This is a genomic window from Pseudomonas silesiensis (assembly GCF_001661075.1).
GTDB lineage: Bacteria > Pseudomonadota > Gammaproteobacteria > Pseudomonadales > Pseudomonadaceae > Aquipseudomonas > Aquipseudomonas silesiensis.
On the sequence record NZ_CP014870.1, the window covers coordinates 2,791,847 to 2,812,962 of the forward strand.

14 protein-coding genes and 1 pseudogene are annotated in these 21,116 nt (G+C 63.1%); 5 read left to right on the plus strand and 10 right to left on the minus strand.

Annotated features, from left to right (window positions below):
* Positions 1 to 4: 4 nt before the first annotated feature.
* The gene (locus PMA3_RS12570; protein WP_064677449.1) at positions 5 to 823 is read right to left on the minus strand and encodes an alpha/beta fold hydrolase; all 819 of its coding nucleotides are present in this window, start codon (positions 821 to 823) and stop codon (positions 5 to 7) included.
* The gene (locus tag PMA3_RS12575; RefSeq protein WP_064677450.1) at positions 820 to 1,968 is read right to left on the minus strand and encodes an FAD-dependent monooxygenase; all 1,149 of its coding nucleotides are present in this window, start codon (positions 1,966 to 1,968) and stop codon (positions 820 to 822) included. The genes PMA3_RS12570 and PMA3_RS12575 overlap by 4 nt, the downstream gene beginning before the upstream one ends.
* 346 nt (positions 1,969 to 2,314) lie before the next feature.
* Between PMA3_RS12575 and PMA3_RS12580 the strand changes: the two genes are divergently transcribed.
* The 4 genes from PMA3_RS12580 (at position 2,315) to PMA3_RS12595 (ending at position 8,265) form a co-directional block, all read left to right on the plus strand.
* Positions 2,315 to 3,367 (plus strand): 2,5-dihydroxypyridine 5,6-dioxygenase, encoded by a 1,053-nt coding sequence (locus tag PMA3_RS12580; RefSeq protein ID WP_064677451.1) that lies wholly within the window; start codon positions 2,315 to 2,317, stop codon positions 3,365 to 3,367.
* A gap of 105 nt (positions 3,368 to 3,472) precedes the next feature.
* Positions 3,473 to 3,937: a MarR family winged helix-turn-helix transcriptional regulator gene (locus tag PMA3_RS12585; protein WP_064677452.1), complete on the plus strand. Its 465-nt coding sequence runs from the start codon at positions 3,473 to 3,475 to the stop codon at positions 3,935 to 3,937.
* Between the two features lie 255 nt (positions 3,938 to 4,192).
* The gene (locus tag PMA3_RS12590; protein WP_064677453.1) at positions 4,193 to 4,681 is read left to right on the plus strand and encodes a (2Fe-2S)-binding protein; all 489 of its coding nucleotides are present in this window, start codon (positions 4,193 to 4,195) and stop codon (positions 4,679 to 4,681) included.
* Positions 4,682 to 4,695: 14 nt separating this feature from the next.
* Entirely contained in the window at positions 4,696 to 8,265 is a 3,570-nt protein-coding gene (locus tag PMA3_RS12595; RefSeq protein WP_064680689.1) for a molybdopterin cofactor-binding domain-containing protein, read from the plus strand.
* Here PMA3_RS12595 and PMA3_RS12600 read toward each other — a convergent pair.
* The 6 genes from PMA3_RS12600 to PMA3_RS12625 all read right to left on the minus strand — a co-directional run bounded on the left by PMA3_RS12600 (position 8,259) and on the right by PMA3_RS12625 (position 18,012).
* Complete coding sequence (locus PMA3_RS12600; protein ID WP_064677454.1) at positions 8,259 to 8,924, minus strand: TetR/AcrR family transcriptional regulator; 666 nt, start codon at positions 8,922 to 8,924, stop codon at positions 8,259 to 8,261. The genes PMA3_RS12595 and PMA3_RS12600 overlap by 7 nt on opposite strands.
* Positions 8,925 to 9,351: 427 nt before the next feature.
* Positions 9,352 to 10,860: a c-type cytochrome gene (locus PMA3_RS33445; RefSeq protein ID WP_102136413.1), complete on the minus strand. Its 1,509-nt coding sequence runs from the start codon at positions 10,858 to 10,860 to the stop codon at positions 9,352 to 9,354.
* 19 nt (positions 10,861 to 10,879) lie between these two features.
* A complete protein-coding gene (locus PMA3_RS12610; protein WP_064677455.1) occupies positions 10,880 to 12,403 on the minus strand; it encodes a c-type cytochrome in 1,524 nt (507 codons plus the stop codon).
* A complete protein-coding gene (locus tag PMA3_RS12615; RefSeq protein WP_064677456.1) occupies positions 12,400 to 14,526 on the minus strand; it encodes a hypothetical protein in 2,127 nt (708 codons plus the stop codon). The genes PMA3_RS12610 and PMA3_RS12615 overlap by 4 nt, the downstream gene beginning before the upstream one ends.
* A 40-nt stretch (positions 14,527 to 14,566) precedes the next feature.
* Complete coding sequence (locus PMA3_RS12620) at positions 14,567 to 15,460, minus strand: hypothetical protein (RefSeq protein ID WP_064677457.1); 894 nt, start codon at positions 15,458 to 15,460, stop codon at positions 14,567 to 14,569.
* A 17-nt stretch (positions 15,461 to 15,477) separates the two neighbouring features.
* A complete protein-coding gene (locus PMA3_RS12625) occupies positions 15,478 to 18,012 on the minus strand; it encodes a c-type cytochrome (RefSeq protein ID WP_202970128.1) in 2,535 nt (844 codons plus the stop codon).
* Between the two features lie 303 nt (positions 18,013 to 18,315).
* Here PMA3_RS12625 and PMA3_RS32935 point away from each other — a divergent pair.
* A pseudogene (locus PMA3_RS32935) lies at positions 18,316 to 18,405 on the plus strand (phosphatidylinositol kinase); the annotation flags it as partial.
* 7 nt (positions 18,406 to 18,412) lie between these two features.
* Here PMA3_RS32935 and PMA3_RS12630 read toward each other — a convergent pair.
* Together PMA3_RS12630 and PMA3_RS12635 are read right to left on the minus strand one after the other, a co-directional pair.
* On the minus strand, positions 18,413 to 19,825 hold the full coding sequence (locus tag PMA3_RS12630; protein ID WP_064677458.1) for an amidase: 1,413 nt from the start codon (positions 19,823 to 19,825) through the stop codon (positions 18,413 to 18,415).
* Entirely contained in the window at positions 19,822 to 21,108 is a 1,287-nt protein-coding gene (locus PMA3_RS12635) for a Zn-dependent hydrolase (RefSeq protein WP_064677459.1), read from the minus strand. The genes PMA3_RS12630 and PMA3_RS12635 overlap by 4 nt, the downstream gene beginning before the upstream one ends.
* Positions 21,109 to 21,116: the final 8 nt, after the last annotated feature.

A 21,116-nucleotide genomic window follows, 5' to 3' on the forward strand; every position in this document is an offset into this window, starting at 1 on the left:
GAATTCAGGTCAGGGGCTGGCCGAGGAAATCGCCGAAAGCCGCGAAAAAACCTTCGAGGTCATCCCACGGAATCATGTGTCCCGCGTTTTCAACGCGAGCAATCTGGATGCCGGGTTGCAGATCGCGAATTTCTGCTTCGTCCCCGGCCTGAATCACGCCGCCGCGGCCGGCAACGATCAGCAGGGCAGGGACAGGCAGGTGCGGCAGATCTTGATGAAAGTCCACCTCGTGGAAATCGTTGAAGGCGCGGACGACGGCAGGTTCGTAGCAGGTGTGCAGCCACTCGGCGCGGACTTGCAGCTGCTCCTCGGTCCAGGTCGGGCAGAAGGTGCGCATGGCGGTAGCGTCCATCCCGGTCAGTGACTGGCGGATCGAGTCCACGTACCACGCCAGCTTGCTCGGGTACTCGCGCCGACCCGGGCCGGAAACGGGCGGATCGATCAGTGCCAGGCTTTGCAGGCCTGCCGGATTACGCACGGCGCTGCGTACGGCAAAGCGCGCGCCCATGGAGTGGCCCACCAAGTGATAGGCATTGATGCCCAAGGCCTTGGCAAATGCGCCGATGTCATCGGCGCAGGCGTCGGTGCCGTAATCCAGGCCCGGTCCGGTGGAGGACAGGCCGCGGCCACGAGCGTCCAGTACGTAGGTATCGAAATGCTGACCCAGGCGCTCGGCGACGAACCCCCAGGTGATGGCCGGGCTGGTGATGCCGGGAATCAGCAGCAGGACTGGTTTGCCGGTGCTGCCCTGGCCGCCATAACGCAGGTAATGCTGGCGGATACCATTGGCTTGAACGTTGCCGCCATGAATGAACGTGCTCATGCGGCCACTTCCGATTTCAGTGGGTGACTGTAGAGGTCATAACCGTAGACCCAGGCCGGATCTTCCTGGGTGCGCAGCCAGGTGTTGGCATTGGACACGGCCTGTACTCGCGAGGCGCGGTCCTTGCGGTTGGCTTCGTACAGCTTGAACGCGGTGCGGTAATCGGTGAGGCCGGTTTCCTGCAGGCAGCGGGTCAGCATGGCGGCATCTTCGATGGCCATGCCCGCGCCTTGCGCCATGTGCGGCTTCATCGGGTGACAGGCATCGCCCAGCAACACCATCCGGCCACGGCTCCAGAGCGGCAGTGGATTGCGATTGAGCAGCGGCCATTTGGTCACGCTTTCACTGGATTCTATCAACGCTTGAACGGTGGGGTGATAGCCCTGGAAGGCGTCGTACATTTCGTCGCGGCTGCTATCGACAAAGCTGCCCTGGAAGTCCCAGGCCGGGTGCGGTACGCCGGTGACGTAGTAGTACTCATCGCGCTTGCTGGTGGTGTGGTAGACCATCATGTGACGATCTTCGCTCCACCACTTCACGCAGTTTTCAAAGTCCATGTCGTACTTGGCCAGCGCCTCGCTGCGAATCAAGGCGCGATGCGCAACCCAGCCGCTGTACAGCGGTCTTTCCGCTCCGAGCAACTCTTCGCGAATTCTGGAGTTGATGCCATCGGCACCGATGACGATGTCGACCTCGGTGGTGGTGCCGTCGCTGAAGCGCAGGCGCACCAGTTCATCGGTTTCCTCTATCCCGGTCAGGCGCTTGTTGAAGTGCACAGTGCCCGGCGCAATGGTCGACATTTGCAGGGCATGCAGGTCCCCGCGGTGCACGGTGATGTAAGCCGCGCCGTATTCCTTGCGAGCGAATTCACCCAGGGGGATGCGGGACAGGTAGTCACCGCTGGCGCCGTCGCGGCTGAACCAGAAGTCGGGGTGCGAACCCATGTCGCTCAGCTTCTGCTCAATGCCCATGCGGCGGAAGATTTTCATGATGTTCGGGCCCATATGAATGCCCGCACCAATACGGGAAAACTCTGGCGCCTGTTCATAAATATCGACCTCGAACCCGGCTTTCTGTAACAGCGTGGCAGCAGCAGCGCCACCTAGACCGGCGCCGACGATTGCGATTTTTTGTTTGTTTCGCATGGGGCTTTTCCTTCGATTTGAATATGTGGCCGGTGAGATCAGGTTGTCGTCTCGCCGTGATTTGCAGTGTATACGCTATTCTTTTTCAATTGGAATAGCACAATTGAAAAATAAAAAATCAACGATAAACGGCGCGCGTAACGCTTTGTAACCATTGGTTATTGGGGTTGTGTTGCTTTGTAACGTTTAGCCCCCTCTCATCAAGCGCCCGTCAATTTGATGTTTTATCGTTAATAAATAGCGTATACACTTCAAATTCGTGCAGGCGCCAGGCTCGTTGCCTTGCTTTGGTGCACAGGGCGCGAGGCGTCGAACCAACTCAACAGGTTAAGAGGAAGACAAAAAAATGCCGGTAAGCGATTGCGAACTGACCCAGATGTTTGAACACGTGTTGCAACTGTCGAAAGTGGACTCGACCCAAAGCGTTGCGGTGCTGAAAAGCCACTACTCCGACCCGCGGACCGTGCGGGCAGCCATGGACGCCGCCCAGCGTCTTGGGGCCAAGGTCTATGCGGTCGAGTTGCCGTCGTTCAACCACCCTATGGCCATGGGCAATGACATGACCGCTTACTGCGGCGACACCGCGCTGACCGGCAATATCGCCGCGCAACGGGCGTTGGAAGCGGCGGACCTGGTGATCGACACCATGATGTTGCTGCACTCGCCGGAGCAGGAGCAGATCCTCAAGACCGGGACGCGCATACTATTGGCGGTCGAACCACCGGAAGTGCTGGCGCGGATGCTGCCTACGCTGGCGGACAAAGAACGGGTGATGGCGGCCGAGAAGCTGCTGAAGCAGGCGCGCTCGATCCACGTGAAGTCCAGGGCCGGCAGCGATTTCAAGGCGTTGCTCGGGCAATACCCTGCGGTCACCGAGTACGGTTTTGCCGATGAGCCGGGGCGTTGGGATCATTGGCCCAGCGGGTTTCTATTCTCCTGGCCAAACGAGGAAACCGCCGAGGGCGTACTGGTGATCGACGTCGGCGATATCCTGTTGCCGTTCAAGAATTACTCGCGAGAGAAGATCACCCTGGAAATCGAAAAGGGCTTCATTACCTCGATCCATGGTGGCTTCGAGGCCGAATACCTGCGCGACTACATGAAGTACTTCAACGACCCCGAGGTGTACGGCATCTCCCATATCGGCTGGGGTTTGCAACCGCGTGCGCAGTGGACCGCCATGGGCTTGCATGACAAAAACGACGGCATGTGCATGGATGCCCGGGCGTTCTACGGCAACTTCCTGTTCTCCACCGGGCCCAATACCGAGGTGGGCGGCACCCGAAAAACCCCGTGCCACCTGGACATCCCGCTGCGCCATTGCGATATCTACCTCGATGATCAGGCGGTGGTCCTGGGCGGTGATGTGGTCGCGCCGCAGGCCTCTATCGCGCGGTGATATAAAAGAGGGGGGCCGGGACAGTGACCCACCACGATTGAGTTACCTTGATCCCCCTCGCAGGTTAATGTAAACGCCACTTACTTTTTTTTGATAGAGCCCGCCGTGCCGGATACGACAGACAACACCCCACAGACAACCGCGCCCTATGCCTTTTCCGAGCAGGTCGGTCATTTGCTGCGCAAGGCTTACCAGCGCAATATGGCGATCTTCCAGCAGAACATCGACGATTCGCAGCTGACCGCCGTGCAGTTCATCACGCTGTGCGCCGTGCGTGACAGCGGGCCGAGCTCATTGACCGAGCTGGTCAAGGCCACTGCGGTGGATCAGGCGACCATTCGAGGCATCGTCGAGCGGCTCAAGGCGCGCGACCTGATCACCCTGGAACCAGACCCTCAAGATCGGCGCAAAGTCATCGTTGGCCTGTCCGACAGTGGTCATCAATTGGTGCGTGACACCGAGCCCCATGCTGCCCGCGTCAGCGAACTGACCATGGGTAACCTCAACCCGGCCGAGCGCGTCGCGATGCTGTATCTGCTGCGCAAAATGATCGATGACGCCGACGATTAACGACTGACAAGCCGCCCCTGGCATTCTTCTTGCCTCTGATTCATGAAGTGGTCACTTCATGAAAAAATGTAGTCAGGGGTAACGTGAAGAGTCGGTAGCCAACCCCCTCTTCAAGCTCTGTAACCCGCAATGGCACTGCGCTCGATCTGCGCAGTACGCACATGCGGCCCCGGTCACGCCTTTTTCATGTAGTGGTTACTTAATAAAAAAAGCCGCACCTAAAGAGGGCGGACGGTAACACCCAGGGAGTGCGACATGAGTGAGCAAGCACGAGTGCCGGAAAAGACCGTGACGCTGCGAGTCAATGGCCAGACCACTACGGTCTGTGCCATGGCCGATACGCCGCTGTTACTGGTACTGCGTAACGATTTACAGCTCAACGGCCCGAAATACGGTTGTGGCCTGGGCGAGTGCGGTGCCTGCACGGTGATCATCGATGGCGTTGCGGCGCGGGCGTGTGTGTTCCCGTTGTCCGGCGCCGAAGGCAGGGAAATCACCACCCTCGAAGGCATCGGTACCCGCGAGCACCCGCACCCGGTGCAGCAGGCCTTCATTGATGAGCAGGCGGCGCAGTGTGGCTACTGCATGAACGGCATGATCATGACGGCCAAGGCCTTGCTCGACCGCAATCCGCACCCCAGCGAGGCGCAGATTCGCAACGAGTTGTCGGCCAATCTCTGCCGCTGCGGCACTCATATCGAAATTCTTCGTGCGGTACTGCGTGCCGCCCGTCAAACGTCTTGAACGGATCGATGACCATGACCCATGCAACGCTCACCCGTGCTCAGCTGTTGACCAAGTCCGGCGTCTTGTTGATCGTCGATCAGATCCAGCCACCGTCCGGCCCCCTGGCCAAAGGTGGCGTGCCCGTGATCAAACCCCAGGAGCTGGCGTTGTTCATTGCGGTCAACGACGACGGCAAAGTCTATGGGTTCAACGGCCACGTGGATCTGGGCACCGGGATTCGTACTTCGCTGGCACAAATCGTCGCTGAAGAGCTGGACCTGGCGCTGGATCAAGTCTGTATGGTCCTTGGCGATACCGACAGCGCGCCGAACCAGGGCGCAACCATCGCCAGTGCGACCATCCAGATTTCGGCCATCCCCTTGCGTAACGCGGCAGCTGAAGCCCGGCGATTTTTGCTGGCTCGGGCGGCCCAGCGTTTAGCCGTTGCGGCTGACACCTTGCGTATAAACAGCGGGGTCGTCAGCAGCGAAGACGGTCGCCAGTTCACGTTTGCCGAATTGGTGGAAGGCGAGCGTGACCAGTTGACGATTTCTGGCGATGCGCCACTCAAGCGTCTGGAAGATTATCGGCTGGTGGGCAAGGGCGCAGCGCGGGTGGACATTCCCGGCAAAGCCACCGGTGAGCTCACCTACGTGCATGACATGCGGCTGCCGGACATGCTTCATGGCCGGGTGATTCGCCCGCCTTATGCCGGGCTCGACAGCGGTGATTTCGTCGGCAACAGCCTGCTGGAGGTGGACGAGTCCTCCATCGCGCACATTCCCGGCATCGTGCGGGTGGTGGTGATTCGCGATTTTGTCGGCGTGGTCGCCCTGCGTGAAGAACAGGCCGCCAAGGCCGCCCAGGCGCTGAAAGTCACCTGGAAAGCCTGGAACCACAAACTGCCGGACATGGGTGACATCGCGCAGGCCATTCGCGACAACCCCCGGGTGCAGCGCGTCGTGCTGGACAAGGGCAATGTTGATCAAGCGCTGGAGCAGGCCAGCGAGCGCATGGCCCGCACCTACCTGTGGCCGTACCAGCTTCACGCCTCCATTGGTCCGTCCTGCGGGCTGGCGGACTATCACGAGGACGGCATTCGTGTCTGGTCCGGCACGCAAAACCCGCATTTGCTGCGCGCTGACCTGGCGTGGCTGCTGGAGTATCCGGAAGAGCGGATCGAGATCATCCGCATGGAAGCGGCCGGTTGTTACGGGCGCAACTGCGCCGACGACGTGTGTGCCGATGCGGTGTTGCTGTCCCGGGCCGTCGGCCTTCCCGTACGGGTGCAACTGACCCGCGAACAGGAGCATGTCTGGGAGCCCAAGGGCACGGCGCAACTGATGGAAGTCGATGGCGGCATCAATGCCGAGGGTGGTGTGGCCGGTTACGATTTCCAGACCAGCTACCCGTCCAACGGTGCGCCGACCTTGGCACTGCTGCTGACAGGGCGGGTCGAACCGGTAGCGGCGATGTTCGAGATGGGTGACCGCACCTCGATCCCACCCTACGACTTCGAACACATGCGCGTGAGCGTTAATGACATGGCGCCCATCGTTCGGGCGTCGTGGATGCGGGGCGTGTCGGCGCTGCCCAATACCTTCGCCCATGAGTCGTATATCGATGAGTTGGCCTTTGCCGCGGGCGTCGACCCTGTCGAGTACCGCCTGCGCTATCTGAATGATGAACGCGCCTCGGATCTGGTCAAGGCCACGGCTGCCCGCGCCGAATGGACGCCGCGTACGCAGCCGATGCAAATCCCGGAACAAGACAACATCCTGCGTGGCCGTGGATTTGCCTATGCCCGTTACATTCACAGCAAATTTCCAGGCTTCGGCGCTGCGTGGGCGGCGTGGGTCGCGGACGTGGCGGTGGACAAGCGCAGCGGCGAAGTGTCCGTCACCCGGGTCGTGATCGGTCATGACGCCGGGATGATGATCAACCCGGCCGGCGTGCAGCATCAGATTCACGGTAATGTGATTCAGTCCACCAGTCGCGTGCTCAAGGAGCGCGTGACCTTTGAAGAGTCCGCCGTTGCCAGCAAGGAATGGGGCGGTTACCCGATCCTGACATTCCCCCAGGTGCCGGAAATCGACGTGCTGATGATGCCGCGCCAGAATGAAGCACCCATGGGCGCGGGTGAGTCGGCGGCAGTGCCGAGCGCGGCAGCCATAGCTAATGCGATCTACGACGCCACCGGGATTCGCTTTCGTGAACTGCCGATCACCGCTGAGCGTGTGCTGGCCGCGCTCAAAGGCTCGGCGGACGAAGCGAATGCCAATCCCCCGGATTCGCCAAAGGCCAACCGCTCGAAATGGTTATTCGGCTCATTGTTCGCCGCATTCGGCGCGATACTGGGCGTGGCTGCCACGGCTTTGCCCTGGCGTGCGGAAATCGCACCGATCACGCCACCCGGCGCGGGCACCTGGTCTGCGGCGACCCTGGAGCGAGGGCGTTTGCTGGCGGCAGTCGGCGATTGCGCGGTATGCCATACAGCGCCAGGCGGCGCGACCAATGCGGGCGGGTTGCCCATGCAGACGCCTTTCGGAACGCTGTACAGCAGCAACATCACACCTGACCCGACAACCGGGATTGGCAATTGGTCCTACCCCGCATTCGAGCGGGCGATGCGCGATGGCATCAGTCGCGATGGCAAGAATCTGTATCCGGCATTTCCTTATACGGCCTTCAGAAATATCAACGACGCCGATATGCAGGCACTGTACGCGTACCTGATGTCCCAGGCCCCGGTGAGCCAGCCCGCCAAGGTCAACGACATGCAGTTCCCGTTCAACATGCGCCCGCTCATGGCGGGCTGGAACGCGTTGTTCCTGCGCAAGGGTGAAATCCAGGTGCAGCCGCAACGCAGCGAGCAGTGGAATCGCGGCGCCTACCTGGTCAATGGCCTGGGTCACTGCGCGGCCTGTCATTCACCGCGCAACCTGATGGGGGCGGAGAAGGGCGGCAAAAATTTCCTCGCGGGCGGCATGGTCGATGGCTGGGAAGCCCCTGCGCTCAATGGCTTATCCAAGTCGCCTACGCCGTGGACTGAAGATCAATTGTTTACCTACCTGAGCAGCGGTTATTCCGATGCCCACGGTGTCGCTGCGGGACCGATGGGGCCAGTGGTGAGTGAATTGGCGAAGTTGCCGAAGACAGACATACGGGCGATGGCGGTGTACCTCGCGTCGCTCGATGGCACGGCGCAAGCACAGACTCGCTCAAGCACCCAGACCGTAGCGCAACCCAGTGTCACAGCCGTGTCGTTGAGCAATGGTCGGCGGGTGTTCGAAGGTTCCTGCCAGGGCTGTCACGCCGATGGCCTTGGGCCGAAACTCTTTGGTGTCAGCCCGTCGCTGGCAACCAATACCAACCTTCACAGCACACTGCCAGACAATCTGCTGAAGGTCATTTTGCAAGGCATCTCCAACCCGGCGACGCCGGACCTTGGTTATATGCCCGGCTTCAAGGACAGCCTGTCCAACCGGCAGATCGCCGAACTGACGGCCTACCTGCGCAATCGCTTCGCCTCGGCTGAACCTGCGTGGCAAGGGCTGGAGCAGAAGGTCGCGCACTTGCGAGCCAACCCCGGCACTCATTGATCAGAGGGTAACTGAGGCGCAGGTAGTGTCAGCACACCGCGCACCACCAGATCGCTGATGAACGCCAGCCAGCCCTGCTGCTGGCCTTGATCCGCCAGGTCTTGACCCAGGAATGAGGTGAGGGTGTGCCGGTTGGAATTATAGAAATAGCAGAGCGAGGCGATCATCAGGTAAACGTGATTGATGTCGATGTCCTGGCGAAACACCCCCTGGCGCTGACCCGCTTCGATGATCGGTTTGATCACGCCCAGCGTGGTGCCGGACAAGCGACGAAGCTCACTGGACTGCCTGGCGTGCGTGCCCTCGTGCAGGTTTTCGATATTGAGGATAGCGACGAATTCCGGATGCTTTACGTAGTAATGCCAGACGAATGCTACCCGATCACGCAGGGCCTGCACGGGGTTCGAAAGGTCCGGGCGCAGCATGCTTTCGGCTTGGTTGAAGGCTTCATAAGTGTGTTCAAGCACCCGGACAAAGAGGTTTTCCTTGCTGCCGAAATAGTAATAGATCATCCGGTCGTTGGATTCGGCCTCGCTGGAAATCTGTTCGATCCGCCCGCCCGCATAACCATCACGGGTGAAGACCTTGACTGCGGCCTTGAGAATCCGAGCCTTGGTCTGGTCGGCCTGCTGGGCTCTGATACCTGTTTTTTTGTTCACGCTGTTGTCCTTGAGGATGATGCGTAGCGCTGAATGCAAGGGGATGAATAGTACTCCCGTTCAATGCATTGAGCGGGTTGTTGGTAACCCTGGTGTTTGCCCCGCAAACGCGTGGCAGATCCAGAGCCTGTTGCTCGATGTGCTGCAACGGGTAAAGGCGAGCCCGCTCTGGCAAGCAATTGCTCTGCACATCTCCTATCGCGTCTTTGATCAATTCGCGTAGCCAGGTAACGGCCGGGTCGGCGTGATTTCGGGGATGCCAGGCCAGACGCAGGGTGAAGTCTGGCGCTAAAAGCGGCAGCTCGAAGGTGTCCAGCACGTTCCGGCGGGGGCTAATCCACCTGGCCGCAGGTAGAACTCGGTAGCCTTCGAGGCGAGCAGGATTGAGCAGCGCAAGGCGTTCGTCATGCTGCTGCTTTCGTCCGCCTTACAATGTTTTCAGGTATTCCACCAGGGCGTCCTTGTCTTGCGCCGGCAGCCCGGTGCCGAACGTGTGGCCCTGGTTGCCGCCGCCCTTCGCACTGACCTCGTGGCGGGTGCCGATGCGCTGGGCCTCCGGGCTCTGGGTTACGAAGCCTACGCGGATCGGATCGTAGACGTCATAGCCGCGCCAGAACACGGCGGGGCGTTGCTCCGGCGGCTCGAGCAGGTCGCGCAGTGTCGGCACGGAGCCGTTGTGCAGGTAGGGCGCGCGCAGCCAGATGCCGTCCAGGAAGGCGGCGATGTAACCGCGCAGCGGCTCCTCGACCAGACCGGGGCGCTCGATGCCCATCTCCCTCACCACCTTGTTGGCTTCGATGGCAGCCTTATCGCTCCAGGTATCGAGGCGGTCGCGGTTGGTGCCGACCTCTGCCAGCGGCACTATGGTGCCGGTACGGGCCGAGGCGTGGCAGGCGGCGCAGGTGCTGTCGAACACCGCCTTGCCGCGCCCGGCCTTCGTTGCATCCACCGGGAAAGGATATTCCGGTGCCGGCTTGTTCGAGACGTAGTCCTGCAGCCAGCGCACCTGGGCGAGAAACGCGTCGTTGTCCTTCGGTGCGGCGCCGAGAAGCCCCAGCGCCGAGTCGATGATCACCGAATACGGATCGTGGCTGTCTCCTGCGAAGTTCATGCGCATGCCTTGTTCCGGCCGATATTTCTTCAGGTTCCACAGCGAGGGCATGTCGGTGGGACCGAAACTGTTGTCCATTGGCCAGCGGATCATGAAGTATTTGGTCAGGTTCATGGCGTCGTCGCGCCCGCGCCCCCAGGGCGGAAAGTCTTCGCGGTAGAGCCAGGCGAACTGCTCTTCGCGCTCAAGCAGGGTCTTTTTCGTGATCGGGATGAGCAGGAAACGGTAGATCACGCGATCGATGAAGGACAGATCCGTGACCAGCCGGATCTCGGCCATCAGGTTGTCGGCGTTGAAGCGCGGGTCCTTCGCGCAGTCGACCAGGAAGCGGAAGAAAGCCCACAGGTTGAGTGTATGGTTCGGTCCGGTTGGCACGAAGACCGGCGTGGAATCGGCATCAGTGCGATAGCTGGCGGTGTGGCAGGCGGCGCAGTTGTTGGCGACACGCGCAAAACCGACCACCTTCTTCGAGAAGCCCACCGGCAACTCCTGGCCTTCCTCCCACGCCACGCCGAGTGAAGCATAGCCGCCGGGGCCAGGCAGCTTGTCGGGGAAGATGCGCGGCAGCACGTAGAAGATCCAGTAGGGGATGCCGGCGTCGCGCTCCGCGCCGATCGAGCCGTACTTGAAGCGCATGTCCGGATCGTTGGTAACCCATTCGGGTTGCGGCTCCTCGCGGAAGAACTTGTACCAGGTGAAGACCCCACCGCCGGCACCCAGTACCAGCAGCACGACGAGCACCGCGAGCAGGCTGCGGCCGAGGTTGCGCGCGAAGCCGGGACCGCCGTGGCGGCCCGGGTCACGCGTACGGAAGGTAGGTTGCATGATCAGTCTCCTATGGCGCTCAGAAGGTCTTCAGATGCTCGATCAGGGCGTCCTTGTCGGCCGCCGGCAGTTCGGTGCCGTAATCGTGTCCCTCATGACCGGCATTGCTGTTACCCGGTTGACGGGTGTCGAACAGGAGCAGGCGCGGGCCATCGGCCAACGCGGGTGCCGACGGCGTGGCCGCCGGAAGGTCGGCGAAGAAGCCCACCCGCTGCGGCTCGTACACATCGTTGCCGCGAATGAAAGTGATCGGCCGGGCGGCAGACGGCTCGAGCAGGTCGCGCAGGGTCGGAACGGAACCATTGTGCAGGTAGGGCGCGCGCAGCCAGAGGCCGTCCAGAGGCATGTTGGCGTAGCCCCAGGTCTTGCGGAAATGACGGAAGCGGTGCGGATAGCCGGCGTACAGCGTGGCCTGGTTGACGGCAAGATCGCGGGTGTAGGAATCGAGCCGCGCGCGGTCGGTGCCGATCTGTGCGAGCGCAGTCACATGGCCGACCTTCGCGCCCTTGAAGTCCTGCCCGCTGGCTCCGTGACAGCCGGCGCAGTACTGCGTATAGAGCGGTGCCCCGCGTGCCGCCAGCGCGTGGTCGATGGGGTAGGGGTAGGGCGGTGGCGCCAGATCCAACAGCCAGTCTTCCACCCGCCCGATGGCGGCGAGGTCGATCGTCGGCGGCGTGGTGCCTGTGCCGAAGGCAGCGCTCTTGTTGCGTTCCTCAGTATGGGAATTGTTGCCGTCCCAGTGCAGCTCCATACGCCCGCCGTCGTCGCGCGTCATGCGCTTGCGCTGGTTCCAGATTGACGGAAAGTCGGACGCGCCGAGCCGTTCCTGCGGTGGCAACTGCATCATTGGGAAGTTGAACAGCACCTTCGCTGAGTTGAAGGTATCGACCCGGCCCGGGCCCCATTCGGGTTGGTCGAAGACGAACTCGAAGCGCCCGCGCAGCATCAGCAAGCGCTCGCGCATCAGCGCGATGGCCACCGGATAGACCACGTAGCGGTCGAGAGGGTTGAGGCCGCCGGCGAGGCGGTCGATCTCCGGTACGATGAATTCCCTGGTGAACTTCGGCCCGGCGGCGCAGTTGAAGAAGAAAATTTCGAAGGCGCGGATGTCGAAGCGGTGAGCCGGCATGCCGACGATCAGTCGCGGTTCGCCGTTGACTGCATCGCGCACCGTGCTGGTGTGACACGCCGCGCAGTTCAGAAATACGCGGTCCAGCCCGAGATTGCGTCGCTTTGACACGCCGACCGGCAGGTCGCGGCCGGGTTCGTAGATCAGGCCGAGCGAGGCGTAGCCGCCAGGCAGATCGTCGGCGCAGACCTGAGGCAGGGCCTGCCAGATCCAATAGGGAAAGCCGGATTCACGCTCGCCGCCCGTGGAGCCGTATTTGAAGTGCTCTACGGGGTCGCTGTACTGCACCGCAACATCAGGCAGGAAGCGCACTGCGGCGTAGAGACCGCCGAGCACCAGGAGAATCCAGGGCAACAGCAGGAGGGCTCGGCCTGACCAGCGCAGCAGGGCCGGGTGGCGGGATGGGTCGGTCACCTGCGTTCTCCTTGGTCCGGGTCAATGGGTGGGGCGCAAGGTGCCAAGCTTGGGTAAGGGCGCTCGAGTACAGCGTCGCCGCCCAGGCCACCGCGCGCGCGCGTCAGGGTTTCCAGTGTGCTCAGCATCGCCGGGAGATCGGCGGACTGGGCGAAGCCGGGAGCATGGGCGGCGGCCGGTGGCGGCATCGGCGTTTTCAGCTGCGCGGCGGCCGTCAGGTGGTTCATCTGCAGGCGGTACAGGATGCGTTCCGCGCAGTCGGCCAGGTTGGCGCGCACGCGGCTATCGTCGCCGTGCAGGAATCCTGGCGGAAATCTGCTCGCTGCGCTGTGGCATAAACCGCACTGCCGAACGAAAGGCAGCAGGTCCGCTGCCATCGCCATGTCGCGACCGGACGCGACATCGGCCAGCCGCGCCGGCGGCAGCGGGGGCCGTTGGCCTGCCGGTAAAGGAACGCCGAGCCGGGCAAACAGGGGTGTCAGCAGCGCGTCCCGGCGTAGCGCTTGCGCATCGAAGGCATCGCTGTCACCTGCCAGGGTGGTCTGCGCCAGCGCATCGATAGCGGCGTCCAGCGGGGCGAGATCCGCCACGAGCTCGAGCCTGGCGGTCGCTGGCGTATCGCCGCGCGCGCGGGTCAGCCACAGCCTGCGGATGCCTTCGCCACGGGCACTGCGCACACCGTCGGCGTGCTCTGCGAGGGTGAAGCCGATCTCCGCGGCGTCTGCGCGCGGCGTGCCATGACTGAGTGTGATAGGGCCGCTATGGTCAGCACCTGGCAGGCTCAGGCGGTCGATGCTGCCCGCGGCAATGAGTCCACCTTGCAGGTTGAGCCGTGCCAGCAGGCGGCTGCCCTCGGCACCGTCGCAGTCGAGATCGAGCCGGGCAGTGCCCACGCGCTCGCGACAGATCAAGGTGACACTGTGTCGCGGCGCATCGGGTGCTGCGGCGAGTTGCCGGCCCAGCAGGCCGATATCGGTTTGCGAGAAGAACAGTGACAGAGCGTGGACGAAGCGGGCAACGTCGGCGCTATCTTGCCCGCGCCAGATCGCCAATGGCGGGCGCAGCGTCAACGGGTCGAACGCGGCGCCGATGTCGGCGATGCTGCGGGCGGCCAGGCCGCTCGGTAGAGCAGCAGTGACTGTGCCGGAAAGGTCGATGGCAGAGAACGGCTGACGGTTGGGCAGTTGAGGGTCGGGTAAGGGCAGGCCGGACGGCCAGCGTGCACGCCAATGGGTCAGTAGGGGTTCGACCAGATCGCGCCGGGCGGTCGGCGTGTCGAGCGTCATCGTGCGGCCGCCGCCGAGTCGGTAGCGCAGCGCCACGCGTAGAGCCTCGGCGCGGCAGGCGATGGCCTTCGCGCGCGTTGTCACGGCACAGCCCTCGCGCCACAGACGCTGGGCAAGGGTGAACTGGTTGGAGCGGGCAGTCGCGGCGTCGATCGCATCAGGCAAGTCCACACCGTGGCGCCAGGCGATGCCGTAATAGGGTTGGCCGGTGGCTGCGAGGCGCGCAGCCACTGCCGGGCTGGCGGAGGTTTCGTCCCAGGAGGGGCGCGAGAAGATCGGCGCGGCATTCTGATGACAGGCCAGGCACAGCGCACGGTTGGCGTAGCGCAGCGTGGGACGATTGTCCGCGCGGTAGTTGTGCACGACCTGGAACTCGAAGCGGCCAGCGGTTTCATTGTAGCTGATCACCTCTAGCGCAGCCGCGCCTTCGTGGTAGCCGATATACAGGCGGTCCTTCAGGTAGAGGTGGCCGGCCGCTGCAGCGGCGGGTGGTTCGCCCGTGACGGCGGCGACTACGCGCGGCTGGTGAAACGCCTGTATGTCCGCCACGGCAGGGCGCTGCAACGATCGGCCAAGCGGAATCAGCACCACGGTCAATCCTCCCGAAGCCTGGTTCGCATCCAGCTCGGCACGGATACGCCCGAGCAGGGCCGCGAACGGAAAGGGCACCACTGCCTCCCCCATCGGCCCAGGCGGGCCGAGCAGGATATCGAACAACGAGCGCCCGGCCGACGGCAGGGGGTCGCCCGGCGCTTCGACCGCCTCCAGCGGCGTGGAGGCCGGCGTTTCACCGGCCATGACCGATAGCGTCGCCAGCCAGCCGAGCAGCGCCAGCATTGTCATCTGCCATGCTGTCTGGACCATCATCCGCTTCGGGTTACTGGCCACCGGGAGCGCGAGCGACTTGCGTGCCAGTCCAGCAATCTTGCTGTGCCTGGCCACTTTCCATGAACGCATCGCGGGCGCGCTCGGCGATCTCCTTGTTGTACAGCACAAAATTCACCACGAAGCTGCGGTCCATGTAGGCGCGGCCTAAATAGAAACCGGGATGCACCATACGGATCTCGTCGCGGATCGCGAAGCCGTCGCGCCCGGCCATCATGTCTGGCAGACGACGGTAACCTGGCAGCTCGTCGGTGAAGGCGTAGTCGATGATGATCGACTCGCGCCGGCTGTCGAGCAGGCTTTGCCCGCAGTGCAGCTTGGCCGGGAACAGCAGCCATTGATCCTTGCCGTTAAACTTGATGGATTGCAGCGGTTGGTCGGCGCTTTCCTCGACCAGTCCCAGCTTCTTCAGCGTACCGAGATCCTCGATGCGATTGCGCAGCAGGCGCTCGTCGCGATAGAACACCTTGCCCTTCCACAGCGTTTCACCGACCAGGTCGAGTTTGTGCCCGGCCATATTCACCAATAGCTCCCGCAGCCCGCCGCCGGCGATTTCCGACAGGCGCAGCTTGCCGCTGCCACCGCGCGCAAAGAACAGGTCGCCTTCGAAAGGCCCGTCCGGAATCGGCCCGGCTGACAGCCGGGCATAGATCTGGTCGACCTGCTCCTGATCGAGGAAAGACAGGTTCTTCGGTGTGATCTTGTAGAGATCCTTCGGCGACAGCGGGTACTGGTACTCCAGCTGGGCGAAATCCGGTTTCTCGGAATAGCCTTCGCCATAGGGGGCGAAGCTGATGTCCGGGGGCTTTTTGTCGGAATCGAAGAACCCGCAACCGGATCCGCCGAGGGCGATGACGGCACAGATGGCGAAGGTGGCGATCCTCATGGCGGCTCCCCTTGCACTTAGAAGGTGGCAAGGAAGGCGATCAGCGCCTTCTTGTCTGCTTCGGACAGATCCTCGCCGAAGCGGTGACCGTCGTTTTCGATCTCGGCGGTGCAGCTGCTGTAGATCTGCTTGATCAGATAGGGGCGTGCCTTCAGTGCCGCCACCAACGCATTCGGCTTGCCGACCAGTTCGCCGGTGATGACCTTCAGGTCGGCGAGCACCTTGGCGCCGGTGTCCTTGCCGAAACGTTGGGTCAGACTCGCCTCGAGCTCCTGTGGCGCGGTCTTGGCGCGCACCAGATCGACGATGAAGCGTTTGTGCTGGAAGTTACCGATGGTGCCGGCGGTGACGCCGCGGCCGTCGATTTCGCTCGGGATGGTGAGTTCGAAGCCAAGCAGCCTTTCCTTCGCAGTGCCGTCCCACAGGCGTGGGCCGATGCGCAGGGTGACATCCTCGCTCAGCAAGGTAACTTTCGGGATGCGCTGCGCCGGGTTCAGCAACTCCTGCATCGACATCTTGTACAGTCGGTAGCGGCCCTCGACGCTGGGGTCGTATTCGAAGCAGGCCGGTTGCTGCCCGGCGGGCAGCAGCTTCACGCTGCTGCCGTCCACGTAGCGCGGGCGCATCGCATAGAAGTCGTTCGCGGCGTGCTGCGGCTTGCCGCACAGCTCGGGGCCGAGCGCGTTGTTGTGCAGGAAGGGGGCGTGTGCCCACAGGTTGAGCAGTGAGATGTTGCGATAGTGGCCGCGTCCGCCGTCTCCGGGCTCTCTGACGTTGGGGTCGGGCGGCTGCGCCCGCAGGGTCTCGGAGCCGTATTCCTGCCAGATGTGGCCGGTCATGTGGTTGGAGTGCAGGGCGCGGCAGCGGAAGGTGCCGACTTCGGAGACCGGGGTGCTGCGGTCGTTGCCCAGCCAATCCTCGCGCATGCCGCTGCCGAGGTCGATTTTGTGGAAGTCGAGGCTGGCGAACTGCCCAGCCGCCGCTTCCGGCTGGCTGGAATGGCAGCGTGCGCAGGTGTTGGCGAAGATCTCCCTGCCACGCGCCACCGCATTGTCGCCGAATTCGTGTTCAAGGGTGTCGATCAGGTCCTGCTCGGTATAGCGGGCGTCCGGTGTCGTGGCGCGCAACTGGTTTTCGCGCGCGGCACGCAGATCGGTGACGTGTGCTTCGGCCGACATGAAAAAATCGAGGATGTTCGGCAGCCGGTCCTCGATGGCGCGGAAGTTGGGACAGTCGCGCCGGCACTGGCCGATGTTGAACGGCGTCTGGCCGAAGCCACGCTGCTGAGGGTCGATCTGGCGCAGGTCGGAGAGGTGGTTCATCCAGCATTGTTCCGAGCATGAACCGATGTTGAAATACACGCGCTGGATCGCTTCGAGCGCGCCGATCGAGTCTTCGCCGCCCTTCAGGATGTGGTGTACGGTTTCCGGAGCGAGGGACTTCTTCCAGCACTTGCCGTCGCGTCCCGGTTCGCACCAGCAACGGGTTTCGTCGCGGTCGTCGCCGCAAGCGTCAACCTTGCGCCATTTCAGCACCTGCTCGTCGGCGAAGGTCGGCCGTTTGGCGATGTTGATCAGAGCGTTGATCGTGCCCGGGTTGTTCAGCTGGTCGGTCGGAATCGCCGAGGTGTCGCTGGCGCCGGGTCGCGCATGGGCGAACATCTGCCATTCCAGTGTGTTTGAGGGCATGCCCGAGACCATGATTTCGGAGATGCGCGAGTACTGGTTACCGACCAGGCCCTTGATGTTTTCCCACTTGGGGTTCGCAGGGTCGGCGGGTGGGTTGAGCGGATCGAAGGCGATGTGGCAGGAGCCGCAGGCGGTGCCTATCAGAAAGGGCGGCTCGATGGCGCCATCCTGCAGGTGCGAGCGCGCCGCCTCGCCTGCGCCGGCGGCCGCAATCGGCCGGTTGTAGCCTTCCCAGCTGCCGGGGTTGCCATTGAGCCGCTGCCAGGCCGCCTTGTCGAAGCGCGGGTTGGGAAACTTGCGAATGCCGAGCGCGCCGGTGGAAGTGCCGAATTTCAGATCGCAGGCCGATTGGCGCTGGTCGGCTGGCCCATGCACGTCGTCTTCCTTCAGGAGCGCGTCGCGAAAGTCGCATGCCGGATCGGTATACCCGCTGCGTCCGACGTAGCCGAGCATCTCCTCGTCGCCCGGGCACCAGTCCATGCCGTAGGTCTCATCCAGGTTCTTCGCCGGGCAGTCCGGCGAGCCCGGTGTGCAGCAGGCCGGATCATTGATAATGCCCCAAGCGCGGAAGCGGTCGCCACGCTGGTCGCTGCGCAGTACGCGGTACCAGTCGATCAGTACGCCGACGCGCTGCTGGAAGACGGAGGTGTGGAAACGGTCGTTGCCTGCCGTGGCCTTGAACCAGATCAGGCGGCCGGCGCATTCCGATTCGTTCAGCCCTTCGCGTGCACAAGCCGCAAAATAGGGCGCATCCTGCGCGTGCACACGGCGTGTTTCGGTCGTCGTCTGCGCGACCGCGGTCAGCGGGATGGCAATGAGGAGAGACACCAGGAAGGAAATGAGAACGAGCAGCGCACGTTTCACGGGGCGACCTCCTTGCGGTCGGACCAACATCAAGACACGACGGGAAGCCCCGAAGCACTGCTGGTGACAACGTTTGGGTCATCGACTGCACCCGGCGAGAGGAGAGATGCAGGAAGGCATACTGTCGATCCGCAAGGCGCATCGCACCCAGGGGCGATTCGCCGTTCAATATGTCCAATTAAGGCTTAGCAGGCCGCAGCCCATTTGCAAGAATTTTTACATTGCTAATTACCTGACCCATCCAGAATGCGTACGAATCGAAACGGCCTGCGCCCGTTTCGGCACTTCCCGCGCCAGGAAATCCCGGGAGTCCTGGACTACGTCAACTTCTTGCGTGCAACCCGGATGTGCACCAATGACGTTGGAGAGAAAGCCATCGCGTTCGAGCGTGCATCAGGTTTCAGCTTTTCACCAGAGGCTGCCGAGGATGTGGACTTGGAAATGCCCGTTCATAGGCCCGGCATACGCGCAGCACCTGATCATCGGCAAAGCGCGCACCGACCACGTGCAAGCCGACGGGCAACCCGTCCTGTGCGAAGCCGCACGGCACTGACGCTGCCGGTTGTTGGGTCAGGTTGAAGGGGTAACTGAAGGGTGTCCACTCCATCCATTCGCCCAGGCCAGAGTCCGGTGGAACGTTGTGCCCGGCGGCGAAGGCGGTGATCGGCAACATGGGTGACACCAGCACGTCGTAGCGGCTATGGAACTCAGCCATATGCGCCACCAGCGCCGCGCGGGCTTCCAGCGCTAGCGTGTAGTCGTGCAGGCTGATGCGTTCGCCCTGTTCGGCAATGCGCAGCAGGCCCGGGTCGAGTTGTGCCCGTTGCGCCGGGCTCAGTTGTCCGGCCAGTCGTGCGGCACCGGCGAACCACAGGGTGTTGAACAGTTCCAGCGGATCGCTGAAACCCGGGTCGACCTGTTCGACGTGGGCACCCAGTTGCGCCAGGCGCTCCACTGCCTGGGCCACCACCCGGGCCACCTGCGGATCGACCTTCACGTAGCCGAAATCCGGGCTGTAGGCGATGCGCAGGCCTCTGAGATCAGTGCTCTCAGCTAACCAGGGCGTGCTGCGTGGTGCTCCGGCCAAGCCGTCCCGGCTATCCGGTCGCGCGACGGTTTGCAGCATCAATACCGCATCGTCGACGGTGCGGGTCATCGGCCCCAGGTGCGAGAGCAGGGTCATGGCGCTGGCCGGCCACTGGGGGACGTAACCGAAGGTCGGCTTGATCCCGAAGGTGCCGGTGAAGGCGCAGGGGATGCGAATCGAACCGCCGGCATCGCTGCCCTGGTGCAGCACCCCGAGGTTCAGCGAAGCCGCCGCGGCCGCACCGCCGGAGGAACCGCCGGCCGTCATGCGCGTGTCCCAGGGGTTGCGGGTGATGCCGTAGAGCGGGTTGTCGGTCACACCTTTCCAGCCGAATTCCGGGGTGGTGGTCTTGCCGAGCAGCACCGCGCCGGCGTTGCGCATAAAGGCCGGGAAGGGCGCATCCACTTCCCAGGGGCCCGTGGCAGAGGTGGTTCTGGAACCCTTGCGCGTGGGCATGCCACGGGTCAGGGTCAGGTCCTTGATCGACGCCGGCACACCGTCCAGTGCGCCGCACGGCTGGCCCTTGAGCCAGCGCTGTTCGGAGGCCCGCGCCGCGTCGAGCGCGCCTTGCTGATCAACATGGCAATAGGCGTTGACCTGCGGGTTGAAGCGCTCGATGCGCGCCAGGGCGTCCTCGGTCACCTCCACCGGTGACAGGCGCTTGTCGCGGTAACGGGCCAGTAGCTCGACGCCGCTCATCTCGGCGATTTCGGTAGGTTGCTTCATGCCGCGTGTCCTCCTTGGCCTTGTGCCGCATTGACCATGGCGCGCAACAATACGGCGCAACCGTCAGCCAGGTCCTGGGGCGCGGCGTTTTCAATTTCGTTGTGGCTGATCCCCCCCTCGCAGGGTACGAAGATCATCCCGGCCGGGCCCAGTTCGGCGACGAAGATCGCGTCGTGTCCGGCACCGCTGACGATGTCCATGTGGCTCAGGCCCAACTGCTCGGCGCCCTGGCGCACGGCGGCGACACAGGCGGGGTCGAAGTCCAGCGGCGGGAAGTCGGCGGTAGGGGTCAGCTCGTAGCTCAGACCGTGCTGCAGACAAGTGTCTTCGATCACCTGGCGCACCTCATCGACCATGGCTTGCAGCTTGTCGGCATGCAAGTGGCGCAGATCGATGGTCATCTGCACTTGACCTGGAATCACATTACGCGAGCCAGGGTGCAGGGTCAGGCAGCCGACGGTACCGCAAGCGTGAGGCTGTTGCGCATGGGCGATGCGGTTGACCGCGCTGACGACTTGCGCGGCGCCGACCAGGGCGTCCTTGCGCAAGTGCATCGGCGTCGGCCCGGCATGGGCCTCCACCCCGGTCAGGGTCAGGTCGAACCATTTCTGCCCAAGGCAACCCATGACCACGCCGATGGTGGTCTCACGGTCTTCCAGAACCGGGCCCTGTTCGATGTGTGCCTCGAAATAGGCACCCACCGGATGGCCAAGCACCGCCCGCGACCCGGCATAGCCGATGCGCTGCAACTCGCTGCCCACCGACAGCCCGTGTTCATCCTGCTTGCACAGGGTGTCCTCGAGGTCGAACTTACCGGCGAACACTCCCGAGCCCATCATGCACGGCGGGAATCGTGAGCCTTCTTCGTTGGTCCAGACCACCACCTCGATCGGCGCCTCGGTCTGCACGCCGAGGTCATTGAGGGTACGGATCACCTCCAGTCCGGCCATTACCCCGTAGCAGCCATCGAACTTGCCGCCGGTGGGCTGGGTGTCGATATGGCTACCGGTCATCACCGGTGCTCGCTCGGGGTTTCGTCCGGCGCGGCGGGCAAAAATGTTACCGATGCCGTCGATGCTGACGGTGCAACCGGCCTCTTCGCACCAGCGCACGAACAGGTCGCGGGCCTGCCGGTCCAGGTCGGTCAGGGCCAGGCGACAGACGCCGCCCTTGGCGGTGGCGCCCAGCTGCGCAAGGTCCATCAGCGATTGCCAGAGACGTTCGCAGTTGATCAGGGGGGCGCTGTTTTGCAACTGGGGTGCAGACACTATCGGGTTGTTCATTGCATCTC